Genomic DNA, 18222 nt, shown 5'->3' with positions numbered 1-18222 from the left:
GCATCCGGTTCAGTGCACCGAAAGGCCGCCGTCGACGAAGAGGGACTGGCCGGTGACATAGGCGGAGGCGCGGCTCGCGAGGAAGACGGCCGCGCCTTCGAAGTCCTCGGCGAGGCCGTTGCGGCCGGTCATCGTGCGCGCGGCCAGGGCGGCCACCTGCTCGGGGTCGCGGGAGAGCCGCTCGTTCAGCGGGGTCATCACAAAGCCCGGCACCAGCGTGTTCACGGTGACGCCGTACGGCGACCAGGCCTCGGCCTGCGAGCGGGCCAGGGACTCCAGCGCGCCCTTGGAGACGCCGTAGGCACCGCTGTGCACGAAGGCGCGGTGGGCCTGCTGGGAGGAGATGTGGATGATGCGGCCGAAGCCGCGCTCCGCCATGCCGGGCCCGAACCGCTGCCCGAGCAGGAAGGGTGCCTGAAGGTTCACGGCCATGGTGGTGTCCCACACGTCCTCGCCCAGCTCGCCCATCGGCGGCCTGAGGTTGATCCCGGCGCAGTTGACGAGGATGTCCGGCTCCCCGAAGACACCGGCGGCCTCCTCGGCCGCCGCCCGCACCCCGGCGCGGGTGGCCAAGTCGCCCGCGACCCACGCCACCCGGGCGCCCGCGGCCGTCAACTCATCGACGGTCTCGGCCAGTTGCTCCTTGCCGCGGGCCACGATCACCACCTTGGCACCGGCCCGCGCCAGCGCCCCGGCGATGGCCCGGCCGATGCCGGAACTGCCCCCGGTCACCAGCGCGGTGCGGTCGTCCAGCGCGAACAGGTCGCAGAGATAGGCCTGGGACGTCATGACCGCAGCGTAGAGGGCACGCGCCCGGTGCCGCACAGGGTATTCCCGCCGCCCGGCCGTAGGCTGCCCGGCATGAGCATCATCGGAGTGGGGATCGACGTCGCCGAGATCGACCGGTTCCGGGCGTCGCTCGAGCGCACCCCCGGGATGGCCGGCCGGTTGTTCGTGGCGTCGGAGCTTCTGCTGCCCAGCGGGGAACGGCGGGGCATCGCCTCGCTCGCGGCCCGGTTCGCGGCCAAGGAGGCGCTGGCGAAGGCCCTGGGGGCGCCGCCCGGGCTGCACTGGACCGACGCCGAGGTGTACGTCGAGGACAGCGGGCGGCCCCGGCTCAGGGTGCAGGGGACGGTGGCCGCCCGGGCGGCGGAACTGGGCGTGCGTTCCTGGCATGTGTCGCTGAGTCACGACGCGGGCGTGGCCTCGGCGGTGGTGGTCGCCGAGGGGTGAGGCCCGGGTGTGACGGGCGGGGGTGGCGGGGCAGACTCGGTGCCATGCGTACTGCGTACAGCGTGGAGACGGTAAGGGCGGCCGAGCGGGCCCTCATGGCACGGCTGCCGGAGGGCGCGCTGATGCAGCGGGCCGCCGCGGGACTGGCCGCGGCCTGCGCGGACCTGCTCGGCCGGGTGTACGGCAGCCGGGTGGTGCTGCTCGTCGGCAGCGGGGACAACGGCGGGGACGCGCTGTACGCCGGGGCGCGGCTGGCCCGGCGCGGGGCCGGCGTCACGGCCGTACTGCTCGCGCCCGAGCGGGCGCACGCCGGGGGACTGGCGGCCCTGCGGCGGGCGGGCGGCGCGGTGGCCGGCGACTCGGCCGGGGAACTGGTCGAGCGGGCCGATCTCGTCGTGGACGGGATCGTCGGGATCGGCGGCAGGGGCGGGCTGCGGCCCGGGGCGGCGGCCCTGGCCGAGGCGGCCGGGCGCTCCCGTGCCGCGGTGGTGGCCGTGGACCTGCCCAGCGGGGTCGAGGCCGACACCGGGGAGGTGCGCGGGGCCGCCGTCCGGGCCGACCTCACCGTCACCTTCGGCGCGTACAAGCCCGGGCTGCTGATCGATCCGGCGCGCGAGTACGCCGGGGTCGTACGGCTGGTCCGCATCGGACTCGAGCTGCCCGGCGAGGGCGAGCTGGAGGCCCTGCAGCACGCCGACGTGGCGCGGCTGCTGCCGGTGCCGGGGGCGGAGAGCGACAAGTACCGGCGCGGGGTGGTCGGCATCGCGGCCGGCTCCGCCCGCTATCCGGGGGCCGCGGTGCTCGCCGTCTCCGGGGCGCTGCGCGGCGGTGCGGGGGCCGTGCGGTACGTCGGTCCCGCCGGGGACGCGGTGATCGCCCGGTTCCCGGAGACGCTCGTGTCCGACCGGGGGCCGGTGCAGGCGGGGCGGGTGCAGGCCTGGGTGGCCGGGCCGGGTGCCGGGGACGACGCGGCGACCGTGGCCGAGGTGCTCGGGACGGACGTGCCGGTGCTGCTCGACGCGGACGGGCTGCGGCTGGCCGAGCGGGACGCGGTGCGGGGACGCACGGCCGCGACGCTGATGACCCCTCATGCCGGGGAGGCGGCCGCGCTGCTGGGGGTACGGCGGGAGGAGGTCGAGGGGGCCCGGCTGGCCGCGGCGCGGGAGCTGGCGGCGGTGTACCGGGCGACCGTGCTGCTGAAGGGCTCCACGACGCTGGTGGCCGATGCCGGCGGCGGGGCGGTGCGGGTGAACGCCACGGGGACGTCCTGGCTGGCCACGGCGGGCAGCGGTGACGTGCTGTCCGGCCTCGCCGGGTCGCTGCTGGCGGCGGGGCTGCCGGCGCTGGACGCGGGGAGCACGGCGGCGTATCTGCACGGCCTGGCCGGCCGGTTCGCCTCGGCGGGGGCGCCGGCGGGGGCGCATGACATCGCGGCGCGGATCCCGCAGGCCTGGAGGGACGTGCGGGACTGAACCGGGGCGCGGGCCGGGAGGGGGCGGGCTCCTCGGCCGCGTACGTGTCCAACGGGCCGTACCCGGCTCCACCCCCCGGGTGACCCCACCGCGCGGCACCGCTGATCCGGCGGAGCCGCACGTTTGGCTGACTGCATGATCAGCAGACGAATCGCGTCCTGGGGTGTCGCGGTGCTGCTCGCCGCCACGACGGCTCTCCCGGCGGCCGGAACCGCCCTGGCCGCCGCGCCGTCGGCCGCCGTCCCCGCGCCCCCCGCCCCCGGTCCCGAGCTGGTGCCGGGCATCGGCCCCGGTGCCGCCCGGCCCTGGCAGATCGACACGCCCGACCAGGCGCTGCCGCCGAAGGTGTACACGCCGCCGCTGCGCGAGGACCGTATCGAGCCGCGGGAGGCGCCGGCGGGGGCGTACGACCTCATCGAGTACGTGCCGCTCGACGACGCCGTCGCCAAGGTCGCGTGCAGCAGGCGGACCGGGCCGTACCAGCGGCAGGTGGAGCGGTGGCTGAAGCTGCGGGTGGACGGCAAGCAGTCCGCCGCCGACTGCAAGGCCATCCGCGCCTTCCAGCTCAGGTACGGCATCAAGCCCGCGAGCGGGTTCGCCGGGCCGGTCACCTGGTCGACCATGATGCTGGTCTCGGCCAGAAGCAATCCGAACGCGGCCAAGAAGTGTCCCGTGCGGTCGTACACCGTCGCCTGTGTCGATCTGGACCGGCAGCTCACCTGGGTGCAGAAGGGCTCCGAGGTGGTGTTCGGGCCGGTGCCGATGCGCAGCGGACGCAAGGCACACGTCACCCGCACGGGCTGGCACACCGTCTACTGGCGGCACAAGAACCATGTGTCCACGCTCTACAACCAGCCCATGCCGTATGCCCAGTTCTTCGACGGCGGCGAGGCCTTCCACGGCGTGTACGGCAGCATCTACACCACCGTCGGCTCCTACGGCTGCGTCAATCTGAGGCTCGGCGACGCGCGCACGCTGTGGGACGTGCTGAAGAAGGGCGACCATGTCTACGTGTGGGGGCGGCGGCCCGGTACCTGAGACTGCGCAAGGGGCCCGCGCGGCCCTCTGAGAGACTGGGGGCGCCATGAGTGAGACAGCAGCTGAGCCGACCGCCCCCCTGCGCGCCCGGGCCGAGATCGATCTGGGTGCCCTGCGCGCCAATGTGCGGGCCCTGCGCGCCCGGACGCCGGGCGCGGCCCTGATGGCCGTCGTCAAGTCCGACGGATACGGCCACGGGGCGGTGCCGTGTGCCCGCGCGGCCCTCGCGGCGGGCGCGACCTGGCTCGGCACGGCCACGCCCGAGGAGGCCCTCGCCCTGCGCGCGGCCGGGCTGCCGGGCCCGGTCCTGTGCTGGCTGTGGGCGCCCGGCGGGCCCTGGCGGCAGGCGATCGAGGCCGGTATCGACGTGTCCCTGAGCGGGATGTGGGCCCTGCGGGAGGCCGTCGCCGCGGCCCGCGAGGCCGGGCGGCCCGCGCGCGTGCAGCTCAAGGCCGACACCGGGCTCGGCCGCAACGGCTGCCAGCCCGGCCCGGACTGGCGGGAGCTGGTCGGCGAGGCCCTGCGCGCGGAGGCCGCGGGACTGGTGCGGGTGACCGGCCTGTGGTCGCACTTCGCCTGCGCCGACGAGCCCGGGCATCCGTCCATCACCGCCCAGCTCGACCGCTTCCGGGAGATGCTGGCGTACGCCGAGGAGCAGGGCGTGCGCCCCGAGGTGCGGCACATCGCCAACTCGCCCGCCACGCTCACCCTTCCCGAGACCCACTTCGACCTCGTCCGCACGGGCATCGCCATGTACGGCATCTCGCCGATTCCCGAGCTGGGCACGCCGGCCGACTTCGGGCTGCGCCCGGTGATGACGCTCAGCGCCTCGCTGGCCCTGGTCAAGCGCGTCCCGGGCGGGCACGGGGTCAGTTACGGCCACCACTACGTCACGGCCGGCGAGACCACCCTCGGCCTGGTGCCGGTGGGCTACGCGGACGGCGTTCCCCGGCACGCCTCGGGCACCGGCCCGGTGCTCGTCGAGGGCAAGTGGCGTACCGTCGCCGGGCGGGTCGCCATGGACCAGTTCGTGGTGGACCTCGGCGGGGACGAGCCCGCGGTGGGCAGCGAGGCCGTGCTGTTCGGGCCCGGCGACCGCGGCGAGCCCACCGCCGAGGACTGGGCGCAGGCCTGCGGCACGATCGCGTACGAAATCGTCACGCGCATCGGAACCCGGGTTCCCCGCGTCTATGTGAACGGGGAAGAAATCGGGTAACCGCTCCGAGAGCGGCTCCCGGAGCGACGGTTGACCGCGGCGCACGGCGGCACTCCAGCACCACACGAGCAATCTTCGGTTCCATCTCTTTCACCCACCCGGACGAACTGCAGTACGGCGAAGAGGAGCGGTACGTGAGCGAGAGCAGCGCGGAGGCCGTGGCGGACGTCGTCGCCTCGGCGGCCGCCGCCTCCGCCGCGGGAGCGGCCGGCGGCTGGCGCCGGGCGACCGGCATCGCCGGAGCCGCGATAGGCGTCCTCGCCGCGGGCGCGGCGGCCGGAGTGGCCGTCGAGCGGATGACGGTGGGGCGCGGCATGCGCCGCAAGGCCCGGCTGGCCCTGGACTCCGCGGGCCCCTACGGCACCCTGCGCGGCACCTCCGGCAAGGCACACGCCGACGACGGCACCGAGCTGTACTACGAGGTCGACGAGGCCGAGCCCGACACCGGGCCGAACGTCTCCCCGCGCAGGCGAAGGCTCTTCGGCCGAAAGGCCCCCGCCCCGGTCACCGTCGTCTTCAGCCACGGCTACTGCCTCAACCAGGACTCCTGGCACTTCCAGCGCGCGGCCCTGCGCGGGGTGGTGCGGACCGTGCACTGGGACCAGCGCAGCCACGGCCGCTCCGGCCGGGGCGTGGCCCAGACCCGGGACCGGGTGCCGGTCACCATCGACCAGCTCGGCCGCGATCTGAAGGCCGTGCTCGACGCCGCCGTGCCCGAGGGACCGATCGTGCTGGTCGGGCACTCGATGGGCGGGATGACGATCATGGCCCTCGCCGCCCAGTACCCGGAGCTGATCCGGGACCGGGTCGTCGCCACCGCCTTCGTCGGCACCTCCTCCGGGCGGCTCGGCGAGGTCAACTTCGGGCTGCCGGTCGCCGGGGTCAACGCGGTGCGCCGGATCCTGCCGGGCGTGCTGAAGGCGCTCGGACAGCAGGCGGAGCTGGTGGAGAAGGGCCGGCGGGCGACCGCCGATCTGTTCGCCGGGATCATCAAGCGGTACTCGTTCGCCGGGCGGGACGTCGACCCGGCCGTCGAGCGGTTCGCCGAGCGGATGATCGAGTCGACGCCGATCGACGTGGTCGCCGAGTTCTACCCGGCCTTCTCCGACCACGACAAGACCGAGGCCCTCGACTGCTTCCGGGACATGCCCGTGCTGGTGCTGGCCGGCGTCCAGGACCTGGTCACGCCCAGCGAGCACAGCGAGGTCATCGGCGATCTGCTGCCCGAGTGCGAGCTGGTGCTCGTCCCGGACGCCGGACACCTGGTGATGCTGGAGCACCCGGAAGCGGTCACCGACCGTCTCGCGGATCTGCTCACCCGCGCGGGTGCCGTGCCGGCAGGGGCTACGGTTAGTGGCTATGGAACGACCGGCAGCACCAGCAGCACCGCAGGACCCCGCTGAGACCCGGCTGACGATCACCTCGCCCGAGCAGATGCGCGAACTGGGCCGCCGCCTGGCCAAGCTGCTGCGCGCGGGCGACCTGGTGATGCTCAGCGGGGAACTGGGCGCGGGCAAGACCACGCTGACCCGAGGGCTCGGCGAGGGCCTGGGCGTGCGCGGCGCGGTCACCTCGCCGACCTTCGTGATCGCCCGGGTGCACCCCTCCCTCGGCGACGGCCCGCCCCTGGTGCACGTCGACGCCTACCGGCTCGGCGGCGGCCTGGACGAGATGGAGGACCTGGACCTCGACGTCTCGCTGCCCGACTCGGTGATCGTCGTGGAGTGGGGCGAGGGCAAGGTCGAGGAGCTGACCGAGGACCGGCTCCAGGTCGTCATCCACCGCGCCGTCGGCGACACGTCCGACGAGGTACGGCACGTCACGCTCACCGGGCTGGGGGAGCGCTGGGCCGGGGCGGACCTGGACACGCTCACAGCCTGAGCAGCGGAAGCGGCGGGATTCCGACAGCCCGTCGGCAAGATATTGCGCAGCACGTCCCCGGCATGGTCACATGGTGTCCAGCCCGTAGTTAGGTGTGCCTAACTGCGCCGCCCCCGCACCTCAGGAGGCGTCCATGACCACAACCCGCCCCACCGGGGTCTCCATGCACGACCTGCTGGCCTCGTGCGCGGCGGCGGACGCGATCTCGAGACCGCCGCGGGCGCCGGAACGCCCCGAAACGCCACGGGGGACCCGGGGCCGCGCCGGACATACGGCTGCCGCCGCGCCTGCGCGAGGGTCCACGGACCCGCGGCCGGACCCGCGTCCGGGCGACGGGCCGCGTCCCCGCGCCGACAGGGCCTAGAAGGGTCATGAAGATCTTGGGGTTCTGGCCCCGCCGCGTGAACGGCGGGGCCAGACTCGTTTCGTGGTGATGGGGGAATGGGCCGGGGAGACGGTCGGACCGGATGTGTGGGAGACCTGCCGGGAGTTGATCCCGGCGGGGAGTGTGTTCGCGTTTCTGGCCGAGCACCGTGGTGCGCTGTTTCCGGCTGAGATGTTCGCGGACATGTACCCGTCGGCGAACGGGCGGCCGAGCATGCCGCCGCAGATCCTGGCCGCGGCGATCACGCTGCAGTCCCTGCACGGGCTGTCGGACTTCGAGACGGTCCAGGAACTGCGGTGTGACCTGCGATGGAAGGCCGCCTGCGGACTCGGTCTGCATGACATGGCGTTCGATCCGTCGTTGCTGGCCTACTTCCGGCGCCGGCTATCGCGTTCGCCCCGGCCCAACCGGGTGTTCGAGGCGGTGCGGGAGGTCGTGAAGGCCACCGGCGTGCTGAAGGGCAAGCACCGGCGGGCTCTGGACTCCACCGTGCTGGACGACGCGGTCGCCACCCAGGACACCGTCACCCAGCTCATCGGCGCCGTCCGCGCGGTGATCCGCGAGGTCCCCGGGGCCGGCGAGGTGGCCGCGGTGCAGTGCACCGCGCATGACTACACCGATCCCGGCAAGCCCCGTATCGCCTGGAACGACGAACAGGCCCGCGCCGCACTCGTCGACGCTCTGGTCACCGACGCACTCAGGCTGCTGGGCCACCTGCCCGAGCAGGAACTGGGCGAGAAGGCGGCCAACGCACTCGGCCTGCTGGCCCTGGTCGCCGGGCAGGATGTCGAGCAGGCCGAGGACTCCGACGGCCGCGACGGACGCTGGCGCATCAGCCAGGGGACCGCTCCAGGCCGCGTCGTGTCCACCGTCGACCCCGAAGCCCGCCACATCCACAAGACCCGCACCCACCAGCAGGACGGATACAAAGCCCACCTGGCCATCGAGCCCGAGACCGGCTTATACACCGCCGTGGCTCTGCGGCCCGGCGCCGGAGCCGAGCACCACGAGGCCACCGTCGGCCTGGACCTGCTGGCCGACGAGGAGAACCCGGTGGACGCCTTCGGCGACACCGCCTACTCCGACACGCGCCAAGCCCTCCACCAGGCGGGACACCGGCTGTTCTTCAAACCCGCCCCGCTACGGCCCGCCGTCCCCGGCGGCTTCACCTGGACGACTTCACCATCAACACCACCGCCGCCCTCGTGACCTGCCCCGCCGGGCACACGGTCCCCCTGTCGGACCCCGGCGGACAGCACCACCAGCGCAAGGCCGCCTTCAAGGACCTGTGCACCCGATGCCCGCTGCGTGAGCGGTGCACCAAGGCCAAGGCCGGCCGCATCCTGACCATCCGCCCCCACCACGACCTCCAGGCCGCGGCCCGCCACCAAGCCGCCACCGACCCGGACTGGCAAGCCGACTACCGGCGCTGGAGACCACCGGTCGAACGAGCCGTCGCCTGGCTCGTCCAGCACGGCAACCGCCGCCTGCGCTACCGCGGAACCATCAACAACAACACCTGGCTCCACACCCGAGCCGCCGCCCTCAACCTCCGCCGACTGATCAACCTCGGACTCACCCACACCGGCGGCCGCTGGCAACTCGCCCCGCCAACCGCATAGCAACAGGGGCTGCCCGGCCTCCGGCCGGACAGCCCCCCACCAAGATCTTCATGAGGCTTCTAGTGCCCCAACAGGCAACATTCGCCCCGGGCAAACGTTGCCTGCCGGGGCACTAGCGGATCACCACGACCCGCTCCCCGATGGTCGCGAACCTCCACATCGCGTCCCCGTCCACCCGGGTCTCGCGGATGCCCCCGGTCTTCAGGGCCGGATCGACCGACGGGTGCGCGCGCTCTGTCACCGCCGCGCTGAAGCCGATCGCCAGCGCGCCGACGCTGGCGAACCGCACGACATGCTCGACCGGTGTGCCGTCGGTGCCGATGACGGCGCTCGAGCGGGACGTGACCCAGTACGAGCCGGGCAGCGGGTCGATGGTGCCGGGCTCCACCGTGAAGGTGCGCTCCACCCGGTTCCCGTGGCCGACCAGCCAGACCCGGTCGTCGTCCAGCGAGTACACGACCCGCTCTCCCATGCCGGAGCCGCTCGGCAGGGCCGTCGGGTGGCGGGGGTCCCGGGGCGCCTTGCCGGCGGTGGCCGAGGGGGACGCGCTCGCCCCGGGCCGGCCGGCCAGGCCGGCGGGCGCGGTGGTCCGGGCCTGGTAGGCGAGGAAGCCGACGGTGCCGACGGCCGCCGCGGTGAGGCCGACCACGACTGCGGTGCTGGTCCGTGCCACGTGCACCCACCTCTGCTTCGTGCGATATGTCGTACTTCGTACAGACCGTAGCAGCCAGTGACCGTACGACCCGGACGGCGATGCACGAGGGCTTGGGCCTGTGTCGGAAATCCCGCCTGCCGCGCTTCGGGCGGACGCCGGGATTTCCGACACAGGCCCCTCGGCGCCGTAGGCTGTTCGCGTGCTCTTGCTCGCTCTGGATACCGCAACACCCGCCGTCACCGTCGCGCTGCACGACGGCACGGACGTCATCGCCTCGTCGAGCCAGGTGGACGCGCGCCGGCACGGGGAGCTGCTGCTGCCGGCCGTCGACCGGGTTCTCGCCGAGGCCGGGCTCACGCCGGCGGCGGTCACCGGCATCGTCGTCGGCGTCGGGCCCGGCCCCTACACCGGCCTGCGCGTCGGCCTGATGACCGCCGACACCTTCGGTCTCGCGCTCGGTGTCCCGGTGCACGGCATGTGCACGCTGGACGGCCTCGCCTACGCCGCCGACATCGAGAAGGGCCCCTTCGTCGTGGCGACCGACGCCCGGCGCAAGGAGGTCTACTGGGCGAAGTACGCCGACTCGAGAACCCGGCTGACCGACCCGGCCGTGGACCGCCCGGCGGACATCGCCGAACAGGTCGCGGGCCTCCCGGCCGTCGGCGCGGGCGCGCTGCTCTACCCGGACACGTTCCCGCGCGTCCACGAGCCCGAGCACGTCACCGCCGCCGCCCTCGCCTCGCTGGCCGTGGAGAAGATGGCCGCGGGCGAGGAGCTGCCGGCCCCCCGGCCGCTGTATCTGCGCCGCCCGGACGCCCAGGTCCCCAAGAACTACAAGGTGGTCACCCCGAAGTGACCGTGCGACTGCGCGAGATGCGCTGGTGGGACATCGACCGGGTCCTGGAGCTGGAGAAGGACCTCTTCCCCGAGGACGCCTGGTCCCGGGGCATGTTCTGGTCCGAGCTGGCCCACGCCCGGGGCGCCGAGGCGACCCGCCGCTATCTGGTCGCCGAGGAGGACGGGATCGTCGGTTACGCGGGCCTCGCCGCCTCCGGCGACCAGGCCGACGTGCAGACCATCGCCGTCGCCCGCGCCCACCAGGGCACCGGCCTCGGCGGGCAGCTGCTGACCGAACTGCTGCGCGCGGCGACCGCGTTCGAGTGCCACGAGGTGCTGCTCGAGTGCCGGGTCGACAATGTCGCCGCCCAGAAGCTCTACGAGCGCTTCGGCTTCGAGCCCATCGGGTTCCGCCGCGGCTACTACCAGCCGGGCAACGTGGACGCCCTGGTCATGCGCCTGATCACCAACCAAGCCACCGAAGAAGCAAGCGAAGAGAAGAACCATGGCTGACTCACGCGACGAGCCTCTCGTACTCGGCATCGAGACCTCCTGCGACGAGACCGGCGTCGGCATCGTCCGCGGCACCACCCTCCTGGCGGACGCCGTCGCCTCCAGCGTCGACGAGCACGCCCGCTTCGGCGGGGTCGTGCCCGAGGTGGCCTCCCGCGCGCACCTGGAGGCGATGGTCCCCACCATCGACCGGGCGCTGAAGGAGGCGGGCATCTCCGCCAGGGACCTCGACGGCATCGCCGTGACCGCCGGCCCCGGTCTCGCGGGCGCGCTGCTCGTCGGCGTCTCGGCGGCCAAGGCGTACGCCTACGCCCTGGGCAAGCCCCTGTACGGCGTCAACCACCTCGCCTCGCACATCTGCGTCGACCAGCTGGAGCACGGCCCGCTGCCCGAGCCGACGATGGCCCTGCTGGTCTCCGGCGGCCACTCCTCGCTGCTGCTGTCCGAGGACATCACCTCCGATGTCCGCCCGATGGGCTCGACCATCGACGACGCGGCCGGCGAGGCCTTCGACAAGATCGCCCGCGTGCTGAACCTGGGCTTCCCCGGCGGCCCGGTCATCGACCGGTACGCGCGCGAGGGCGACCCGGGGGCGATCGCCTTCCCGCGCGGCCTGTCCGGTCCGCGCGACCCCGCCTACGACTTCTCCTTCTCCGGTCTGAAGACGGCCGTGGCGCGCTGGATCGAGGCCAGGCGCGCGGCCGGCGAGGAGGTCCCGGTCCGCGACGTGGCCGCCTCCTTCCAGGAGGCCGTCGTGGACGTCCTGACCCGCAAGGCCGTGCGGGCCTGCAAGGACGAGGGTGTCGGCCACCTGATGATCGGCGGCGGTGTGGCCGCGAACTCGCGGCTGCGGGAACTGGCCCGGCACCGCTGTGAGGCGGCGGGCATCGAACTGCGCGTCCCGCGCCCCAAGCTGTGCACGGACAACGGCGCGATGGTGGCCGCCCTCGGCGCCGAGATGGTCGCCCGGGGCCGGGCCGCCTCCAGCTGGGACCTGTCGGCCGACTCCTCGCTGCCGGTGACCGACCCGCACGTGCCCGGCAACCACGACCATGTGCACGAGGTCAGCAAGGAGAACCTGTACCGGTGACCGTCGCGCTGATGTGGGAGGCCCGGGCGGCCGCGGGCCGGGGCGAGGAGCTGCTGGCCTGGGTGCGTGCACAGCGGCCGGCTGCCGAGCCGCTCAGGCGCGAGACCTTCCGGGCGCCGCAGGACCGGGTGCTGGTCATCACCTGGTGGGACGCGCCGTACGACGCCGAGCTGCCCGAACTGCCCGAGCCGAGCGGCGAGTTGGTGACCCGGGCCGTGCACCGCTGGCGGTTCGAGCCGGTGCCGGACGACTGAGGTTTGGCGGACCCGGCCTCAGTGGGCTATGATCATCACACAGCGAACGGCCGGAACACCCGATCGGACGCAGTGCGTTGGTGGTCCAAGGAAAGACGTCCCGCTTCCTGCGGGGAGATGCAGGTGCAAGGCCTGCCCGGCGCTCCACATGAAGTCCCGCCCCGTTCCTCGGGGCGGGACTTTCGCTTTACCGGTGCCCGGCCCGCTGCGGCTCGGCCGCCTCCGCCTCGAGGCCCCCGTACCCCACTGCCACAGAACGCCGTTCCTTCAGGTGCGCATACGCCATCAGGCCGAACAGCACCGCGAGCAGCACCGCCGAGGAGCCCATCGTCCCCAGATCCAGGCCGCCCTTGGCGACCGGCTTGGTCAGGAAGTCGCCGGCCGTGGCGCCCAGCGGGCGGGTCAGCACGAACGCGATCCAGAAGAGGAGCACGTTCGGCACGGCCGGGACCTTCATCAGGGCGACCAGGACCAGCAGGACGCCGGTCACCAGGGCCGCGCCGCCCAGGTAGCCGAGGCCCGAACTGTCGGAGAGGAAGTCGCCCATCGAGGTGCCGAGGGTGTTGGAGACCAGGATCGCCGACCAGAACAGGGCCTCGCCCCGGAAGGTGACGATCTCGGTGATCTGGAAGGTCATCCCGCTCAGCTTCCAGCCGAGGAAGATCAGCAGCAGGAGCGAGATGAGGATCGCGGCGCCCTCCGGGTAGCCGAGGCCGAGGCCCTGCGGTCCCCAGCCGAGCGAAGTCGCGCCGTTCGCGAGGTACTTGGCGCTGGCGTCCCGGTTCATGAAGTCGGACATGGTGGTGCCGGCCATCGAGGTCGACAGGATCACCGTCCAGTAGAAGAACGGGTTGTAGCGCGCGGAGCGCAGCTGGACCACCAGCGTCACCACGAAGACCAGGAACAGGGCGATGGTGGTGAGGAAGTAGCCGAGCTTGAGGGTCTGGGAGAACAGGTCTCCGGCGGTCTCGCCCAGGGTCGTCGCCGCGATCTTCATGATCCAGAACGCGAGGGTGACCTCGGGCAGTTTCTTCATGACGGATTTCGTCGTCGTCAAAACCGCTCCTGCCGGGTGGGGGGTGATCATTTACTGCCCGACCCTGCCAGGGGCAACCTGAAAGCAGCCTGAACGCCCGTGTCAGGGGTCTTGCGGAAATTGGTTCGATATGCTTCCGCCGCAGCCCCATACGTTCCACCCGGCCCCCGGCGTTCAATCCGTTCCCTCGGACACCGTTCCCTCGGACACCGTTTCCCCGGACACCTCCACCTCGCACCGCAGCCGCCGAACGGCCCCCACCGCTCGTACCGGCCCGGTGAGCCGGATCCGCGCCGTGTGCCGTACGTCCGTACTCGACGCGCCGAGCCGCAGCTCCAGCGCGCCGGGCTCCACCACCCGTACCCCCGTGCGGTCCGTGAACGAGGACAGGTCCGCGTGGAAGCGGAAGACCAGTCGGCGGGACGCGCCGGGGGGCAGCTCCACGCGCTGGTAGCCGATCAGCCGCATGTCGGGGCGGGTCACGCTCGCCACCGGGTCGTGCAGATACAGCTGGACGACCTCGGCGCCCGCGCGGTCACCGGTGTTGCGGACGGTCAGCGAGAGGTCGCACGAGCCGTCCGTCGGGATCACGGGCTCGGGCCCCCGTACGTCCTCCCAGGTGAACGTCGTGTAGGAACGGCCGTGCCCGAAGGGGTACAGCGGGGTCGGGTCCAGGCTGCTGACGTCGCCGGCCAGGCCCAACGGGGGCTGGAGGTAGGTCCAGGGCTGGCCGCCGGGCAGGCGCGGGACGCTCACCGGGAGCCGGCCGGAGGGGTTCACCCGGCCGGACAGGACCCCCGCCACCGCCGGGCCGCCCTCCTCGCCGGGGAAGAAGGCCTGCACCACCGCGCCGAGCCGGCCCTGCCAGCGCCCCAGCGCGTACGGCCGTCCGGTCAGCAGGACGAGGACCACCGGGACACCGGTCGCCACCAGCGCGTCCAGCAACCCGGCCTGCACGCCGGGCAGTTGGAGGTCGCTGACGTCGCAGCCCTCGCCGGAGGTGCCCCGGCCGAACAGGCCCGCCCGGTCGCCGAGCACCGCCACGCACACATCCGCCTCCGCCGCCCGGGCCACGGCCTCCGCGAAGCCGCCGGTGTCCGGATCGCGGACCCCGCAGCCCGGAGCGAACGTGACCTTGGCGTCCGGGAGTTCGCCGCGCAGGGCGTCCAGCAGGGCCGGGATCTCGATGCCGAGCGGGACGTCGGGGTGGTGGGTGAGGACGTGGGAGGGGAAGGAGTAGCAGCCCAGCATGGCGAGCGCGTCCGCCGCGCGCGGGCCGACGACCGCGATCCGGGTGTCCGGGGCGAGGGGCAGCAGACCGCCGGGGTTGTCCAGCAGGACCACCGACTCCTCGGCCAGCCGCCGGGCCAGGGCGCGGTTGCGCGCCGAGTCCAGCTCGACCGGGCCTGCCGGCTCCGGCCGCCAGTCCTCGTCCAGCAGGCCCAGCTCGCACTTCTGCAGCAGGACGCGGCGGGCCGCGCGGTCCACGAGCGACTCCGGGACGCGGCCCTGCCGTACGGCGGTCACGAGCGGGGTGCCGTAGCACTGCACGGTCGGCAGCTCCACGTCGACGCCCGCGGCCAGCGCCAGCCGCGCCGCCTCGGCCTCGTCCGCCGCGACCCGGTGCAGGGCCTGCAGGAAGCCGATGCCGAAGTAGTCGGCGACCACCGTGCCGGTGAAGCCCCACTCCTCGCGCAGCAGTTCGGTCAGCAGCCGGGGATCGGCGGAGGCGGGCACGCCGTCGGTCTCGGTGTAGGCCGCCATCACCGAGCGGGCCCCGCCCTCGCGCAGTGCCATCTCGAAGGGGGGAAGGGTGATGTCCGCGAATTCGCGCACGCCCGCCCTGACCGGCGCCAGGTTCCGGGCGCCGGCCGAGGACGCGTACCCGGCGAAGTGCTTGAGCGTGGCGACGATCCCGGCCGACTCCAGGCCGCGCACGTAGGCCGTGCCGATCGTGCCGACCAGGTACGGGTCCTCGCCGATCGTCTCCTCGACCCGTCCCCAGCGCGGGTCGCGGACGACGTCCAGGACGGGGGCCAGGCCCTGGTGGACCCCGCAGGCGCGCAGGTCGTCGCCGATGCGCCGGCCCATCTCCTCGACCAGCACCGGGTCGAAGGAGGCGCCCCAGGCGAGCGGGACCGGGTACGCCGTCGCGCGCCAGGCGGTGAAGCCGGCCAGGCACTCCTCGTGCGCGACGGCGGGGATGCCGAAGCGGCCGGCCGCCGCGATCCGCCGCTGCGCACGGGCCAGGGCCTGTGCGGCGAGGGCCGGGTCCACGGGGGCGGTGCCGAACGAGCGGGTCAGCTGGCCGAGGCCGCGGGTGATCAGCTCGTCCCAGTCGTGGCCGGCGGGGCCGGCCGCCATCTCGCGCTGCAGGGGCGCGACCCCGTCGCCGTCCGTGGCGGCGCCCACCCACACGCCGTACAGCTGGGCGGCCTTCTCCTCCAGGGTCATCCGGGAGAGGAGGTCGGCCACGCGGGCGTCGGCGGGCAGGGCGGGGTCACGCCAAGGGGCGATGGTCATGGGACTCCCGTCTGGCTCGGTCTTGCTCGGTCTTGCTCTGGTGGCTCTGATGAACTCGTGCGCGAATGTTTCGTAGATAGTTCCGAATGTTCCGGGAAACTATGGCGCGCACGGGCCTTCGTCAAGAGGTCCGGCGGGGATACGATCGCGGGCATGAAGCCTTCGAAGCCCGCAGAAACCCAGACGGCGACCCTCGCCGAAATCGCCCGCGAGGCCGGGGTGTCCGCTCCGACTGTTTCGAAGGTGCTCAACGGCCGCGCCGATGTCGCCCCGGCGACCCGCACCCGCGTCGAGGAGCTGCTGCGCGCCCACGGCTACCGGCGCCGTCGCGCCGAGGCGTCCCGCTCGCCCCTGATCGACCTGGTCTTCCACGAGCTGGAGAGCGCCTGGGCGATGGAGGTCATCCGGGGCGTGGAGAACGTGGCCCGGGACGCCGGGCTGAGCGTCGTGCTGTCGGAGTCGGCCGGGCGACTCACGCCGGGCCGGACCTGGGCCGACCAGGTCGCCGCGCGCCGCCCGCACGGGGTGGTGCTGGTGCTGTCCGGGCTGGACGAGTCCCAGCGGGCGCTGCTGACCAGCCGGTCCATCCCGTTCGTCGTGATGGACCCGGCCGGCGACCCGGGCCCGGACGTGCCCTCCATCGGCGCCACCAACTGGCAGGGCGGCCTCGCCGCCACCCGCCACCTGGTGGAACTCGGCCACACCCGGATCGGCGCGATCAGCGGCCCGTCCCGGATGATGTGCTCCCGCGCCCGGGTCGACGGCTACCGGGCCGCGCTGGAGACCGCCGGCCTGCCCGTCGACCCCTCGCTGATCGTGGGCGGCGACTTCCATCACGACGCCGGATACCGCCTCGGCCTGGAGCTGCTCGGCCGCGCCGACCGGCCCACCGCCGTCTTCGCGGGCAACGACCTGCAGGCCCTCGGCCTGTACGAGGCCGCCCGCGAGCTGGGCCTGCGCATCCCGGAGGACCTCAGCGTGGTCGGCTTCGACGACCTGCCGGTGGCCCGCTGGGTGGGCCCGCCGCTGACCACCGTGCGCCAGCCGCTGACCGAGATGGCCGAGGCGGCGGCCCGGCTGGTGCTGGAACTGGGGCGCGAGCAGGAGGAACGGGCGGCGACCCGGGTGGAGCTGGCGACGAGTCTGGTGGTGCGCAGCAGCACCGACGCGCCCGCGGCGGTCCGGCAGGGCGCGCACTGACGGGCGCCGAAGGCCGCCCCGCACTGCTCCGAAGCCAGTCGGACAGGTGATCGAAACTTTCGGGGCGGGCGGTGCATGAGAATTTCCGAAGAAAGCCGATTCTCACCGCTACCGCTAACAGTCCCCTAATAATTCGGACTTACGTTCCTGCCGTGACGCGACACGAGGAGCACGGCGAGACGGGCGGACGGGCGGGCCGGCGGTCGAGAGCGCTGAAGATCGTCGGCGTGACCCTGGCGGGGGCCCTGGTGCTGGGCACGGCCGCCGCGGGCTGGGCGTACTGGCACCTGAACCACAACATCAAGAGCGTCGACATCAACGGCGCCCTCGGCGACGACCGCCCCGCCAAGGCGATGATCACCCCGTCCGCGTCGGCCTCCGCCGCCCCGCTGCCGAGCGGCTCGGTGAACATCCTGGTCCTCGGCTCCGACTCGCGCAGCGGCAAGGCCAACCAGGAGCTGGGCGGCGGCGACAGCTCCGGCGCCCGCTCGGACACCGCGATGGTCGTGCACATCGACGCGGGCCGGACCCGGGCCACCGTGGTCAGCATCCCGCGCGACACCCTCGTCACCCGCCCGTCCTGCCCGCTCGCCTCCGGGAGGTCGACGGCGGTGGCGTACGGCGCGATGTTCAACACCGCCTACGAACTGGGCGGGCCGGTGTGCGCGGTGAAGACCGTCGAGTCCGTCACCGGCGTCCGCATGGACCACTACCTGGGGATCGACTTCTCCGGCTTCGCCAAGCTGGTGGACGCGCTCGGCGGGGTCACCGTCACCACCGGCCAGGACATCCACGACGACTACAGCCATCTGGACCTGGCCGCCGGCACCCACCACCTCGACGGCAAGCAGGCCCTGGCCCTCGCCCGCACCCGCCACGGCATAGGCGACGGCAGCGATCTCGGCCGCATAGGGCTCCAGCAGAAGCTGGTGAAGGCCCTGCTGGCACAGATGGCCGGCACCAGCCTGCTCACCGACCCGGCCAGGCTGTACCGGGTCGCCGACGCGGTCACCGCCGGCCTCACCACCGACACCGGCCTGGACTCGCTGGGCGAACTGACCCGGCTCGGCCAGAGCCTGAAGGGCCTCGCCTCCGACCACGTGAAGACGGTGATGATGCCGGTCGTCACGGCCCCCTCGGACCCCAACCGGGTGATCGCCGAGGAACCGGCGGCGAGCGAGCTGTGGGCGTCGCTGCGCTGAGGGGTCCCGGGGAAACCCGCGGAAAAATTCTCCGGGCGCGTGTCGATCCCGGGACTTCCCGTTCG

Annotated in this window: 16 protein-coding genes and 1 pseudogene; 13 read left to right on the top strand and 4 right to left on the bottom strand. The window is 73.3% G+C overall.

Features of this window, described 5'->3' with window-relative positions:
- Positions 1–9 precede the first annotated feature (9 nt).
- On the bottom strand, positions 10–789 hold the full coding sequence (locus tag A6P39_RS18420) for an SDR family NAD(P)-dependent oxidoreductase (protein WP_067055829.1): 780 nt from the start codon (positions 787–789) through the stop codon (positions 10–12).
- 72 nt (positions 790–861) lie between these two features.
- Between A6P39_RS18420 and A6P39_RS18415 the strand changes: the two genes are divergently transcribed.
- The 7 genes and pseudogenes from A6P39_RS18415 (at position 862) to A6P39_RS18385 (ending at position 8847) form a co-directional block, all read left to right on the top strand.
- Positions 862–1233, top strand: a complete 372-nt coding sequence (locus tag A6P39_RS18415) for a holo-ACP synthase (protein WP_067055800.1) — start codon at positions 862–864, stop codon at positions 1231–1233.
- Positions 1234–1277: 44 nt separating this feature from the next.
- Entirely contained in the window at positions 1278–2705 is a 1428-nt protein-coding gene (locus A6P39_RS18410) for an NAD(P)H-hydrate dehydratase (protein WP_199841032.1), read from the top strand.
- A gap of 135 nt (positions 2706–2840) precedes the next feature.
- Entirely contained in the window at positions 2841–3743 is a 903-nt protein-coding gene (locus A6P39_RS18405) for a L,D-transpeptidase family protein (RefSeq protein WP_067055797.1), read from the top strand.
- Positions 3744–3789: 46 nt separating this feature from the next.
- Positions 3790–4959: an alanine racemase gene (gene alr, locus A6P39_RS18400; RefSeq protein WP_067055794.1), complete on the top strand. Its 1170-nt coding sequence runs from the start codon at positions 3790–3792 to the stop codon at positions 4957–4959.
- Positions 4960–5093: 134 nt separating this feature from the next.
- Positions 5094–6362: an alpha/beta fold hydrolase gene (locus A6P39_RS18395; RefSeq protein WP_067055791.1), complete on the top strand. Its 1269-nt coding sequence runs from the start codon at positions 5094–5096 to the stop codon at positions 6360–6362.
- Positions 6319–6840, top strand: a complete 522-nt coding sequence (gene tsaE / locus A6P39_RS18390) for a tRNA (adenosine(37)-N6)-threonylcarbamoyltransferase complex ATPase subunit type 1 TsaE (RefSeq protein ID WP_067055788.1) — start codon at positions 6319–6321, stop codon at positions 6838–6840. The genes A6P39_RS18395 and tsaE overlap by 44 nt, the downstream gene beginning before the upstream one ends.
- Before the next feature lie 433 nt (positions 6841–7273).
- Positions 7274–8847, top strand: a pseudogene (locus tag A6P39_RS18385) (IS1182 family transposase).
- 112 nt (positions 8848–8959) lie between these two features.
- Here A6P39_RS18385 and A6P39_RS18380 read toward each other — a convergent pair.
- Complete coding sequence (locus tag A6P39_RS18380; RefSeq protein WP_067039940.1) at positions 8960–9520, bottom strand: hypothetical protein; 561 nt, start codon at positions 9518–9520, stop codon at positions 8960–8962.
- Between the two features lie 181 nt (positions 9521–9701).
- Between A6P39_RS18380 and tsaB the strand changes: the two genes are divergently transcribed.
- The 4 genes from tsaB to A6P39_RS18360 are packed head-to-tail and all read left to right on the top strand — an operon-like array spanning position 9702 to position 12196.
- Positions 9702–10358 (top strand): tRNA (adenosine(37)-N6)-threonylcarbamoyltransferase complex dimerization subunit type 1 TsaB, encoded by a 657-nt coding sequence (gene tsaB, locus A6P39_RS18375; protein ID WP_067050990.1) that lies wholly within the window; start codon positions 9702–9704, stop codon positions 10356–10358.
- A 17-nt stretch (positions 10359–10375) separates the two neighbouring features.
- Complete coding sequence (gene rimI, locus A6P39_RS18370; RefSeq protein ID WP_067051026.1) at positions 10376–10852, top strand: ribosomal protein S18-alanine N-acetyltransferase; 477 nt, start codon at positions 10376–10378, stop codon at positions 10850–10852.
- Complete coding sequence (gene tsaD / locus A6P39_RS18365; RefSeq protein WP_067050987.1) at positions 10845–11942, top strand: tRNA (adenosine(37)-N6)-threonylcarbamoyltransferase complex transferase subunit TsaD; 1098 nt, start codon at positions 10845–10847, stop codon at positions 11940–11942. The genes rimI and tsaD overlap by 8 nt, the downstream gene beginning before the upstream one ends.
- A complete protein-coding gene (locus A6P39_RS18360; RefSeq protein ID WP_067050984.1) occupies positions 11939–12196 on the top strand; it encodes a hypothetical protein in 258 nt (85 codons plus the stop codon). The genes tsaD and A6P39_RS18360 overlap by 4 nt, the downstream gene beginning before the upstream one ends.
- 187 nt (positions 12197–12383) lie before the next feature.
- On the opposite strand, the gene A6P39_RS18355 is transcribed toward A6P39_RS18360, so the two are convergent.
- A complete protein-coding gene (locus A6P39_RS18355; RefSeq protein WP_234379051.1) occupies positions 12384–13253 on the bottom strand; it encodes a COG4705 family protein in 870 nt (289 codons plus the stop codon).
- 153 nt (positions 13254–13406) lie between these two features.
- Positions 13407–15755 (bottom strand): glycoside hydrolase family 3 N-terminal domain-containing protein, encoded by a 2349-nt coding sequence (locus A6P39_RS18350; RefSeq protein WP_067050978.1) that lies wholly within the window; start codon positions 15753–15755, stop codon positions 13407–13409.
- 153 nt (positions 15756–15908) lie between these two features.
- Here A6P39_RS18350 and A6P39_RS18345 point away from each other — a divergent pair, with 153 nt between their 5' ends.
- Both A6P39_RS18345 and A6P39_RS18340 read left to right on the top strand, forming a co-directional pair.
- Positions 15909–16955, top strand: a complete 1047-nt coding sequence (locus A6P39_RS18345) for a LacI family DNA-binding transcriptional regulator (protein WP_067050975.1) — start codon at positions 15909–15911, stop codon at positions 16953–16955.
- Between the two features lie 152 nt (positions 16956–17107).
- A complete protein-coding gene (locus A6P39_RS18340) occupies positions 17108–18157 on the top strand; it encodes an LCP family protein (protein WP_199840898.1) in 1050 nt (349 codons plus the stop codon).
- Positions 18158–18222: the final 65 nt, after the last annotated feature.

The organism is Streptomyces sp. FXJ1.172, assembly GCF_001636945.3.
In the GTDB taxonomy this organism is placed as follows: Bacteria; Actinomycetota; Actinomycetes; order Streptomycetales; family Streptomycetaceae; genus Streptomyces.
This window is presented reverse-complemented; position numbering and strand designations above follow the sequence as displayed.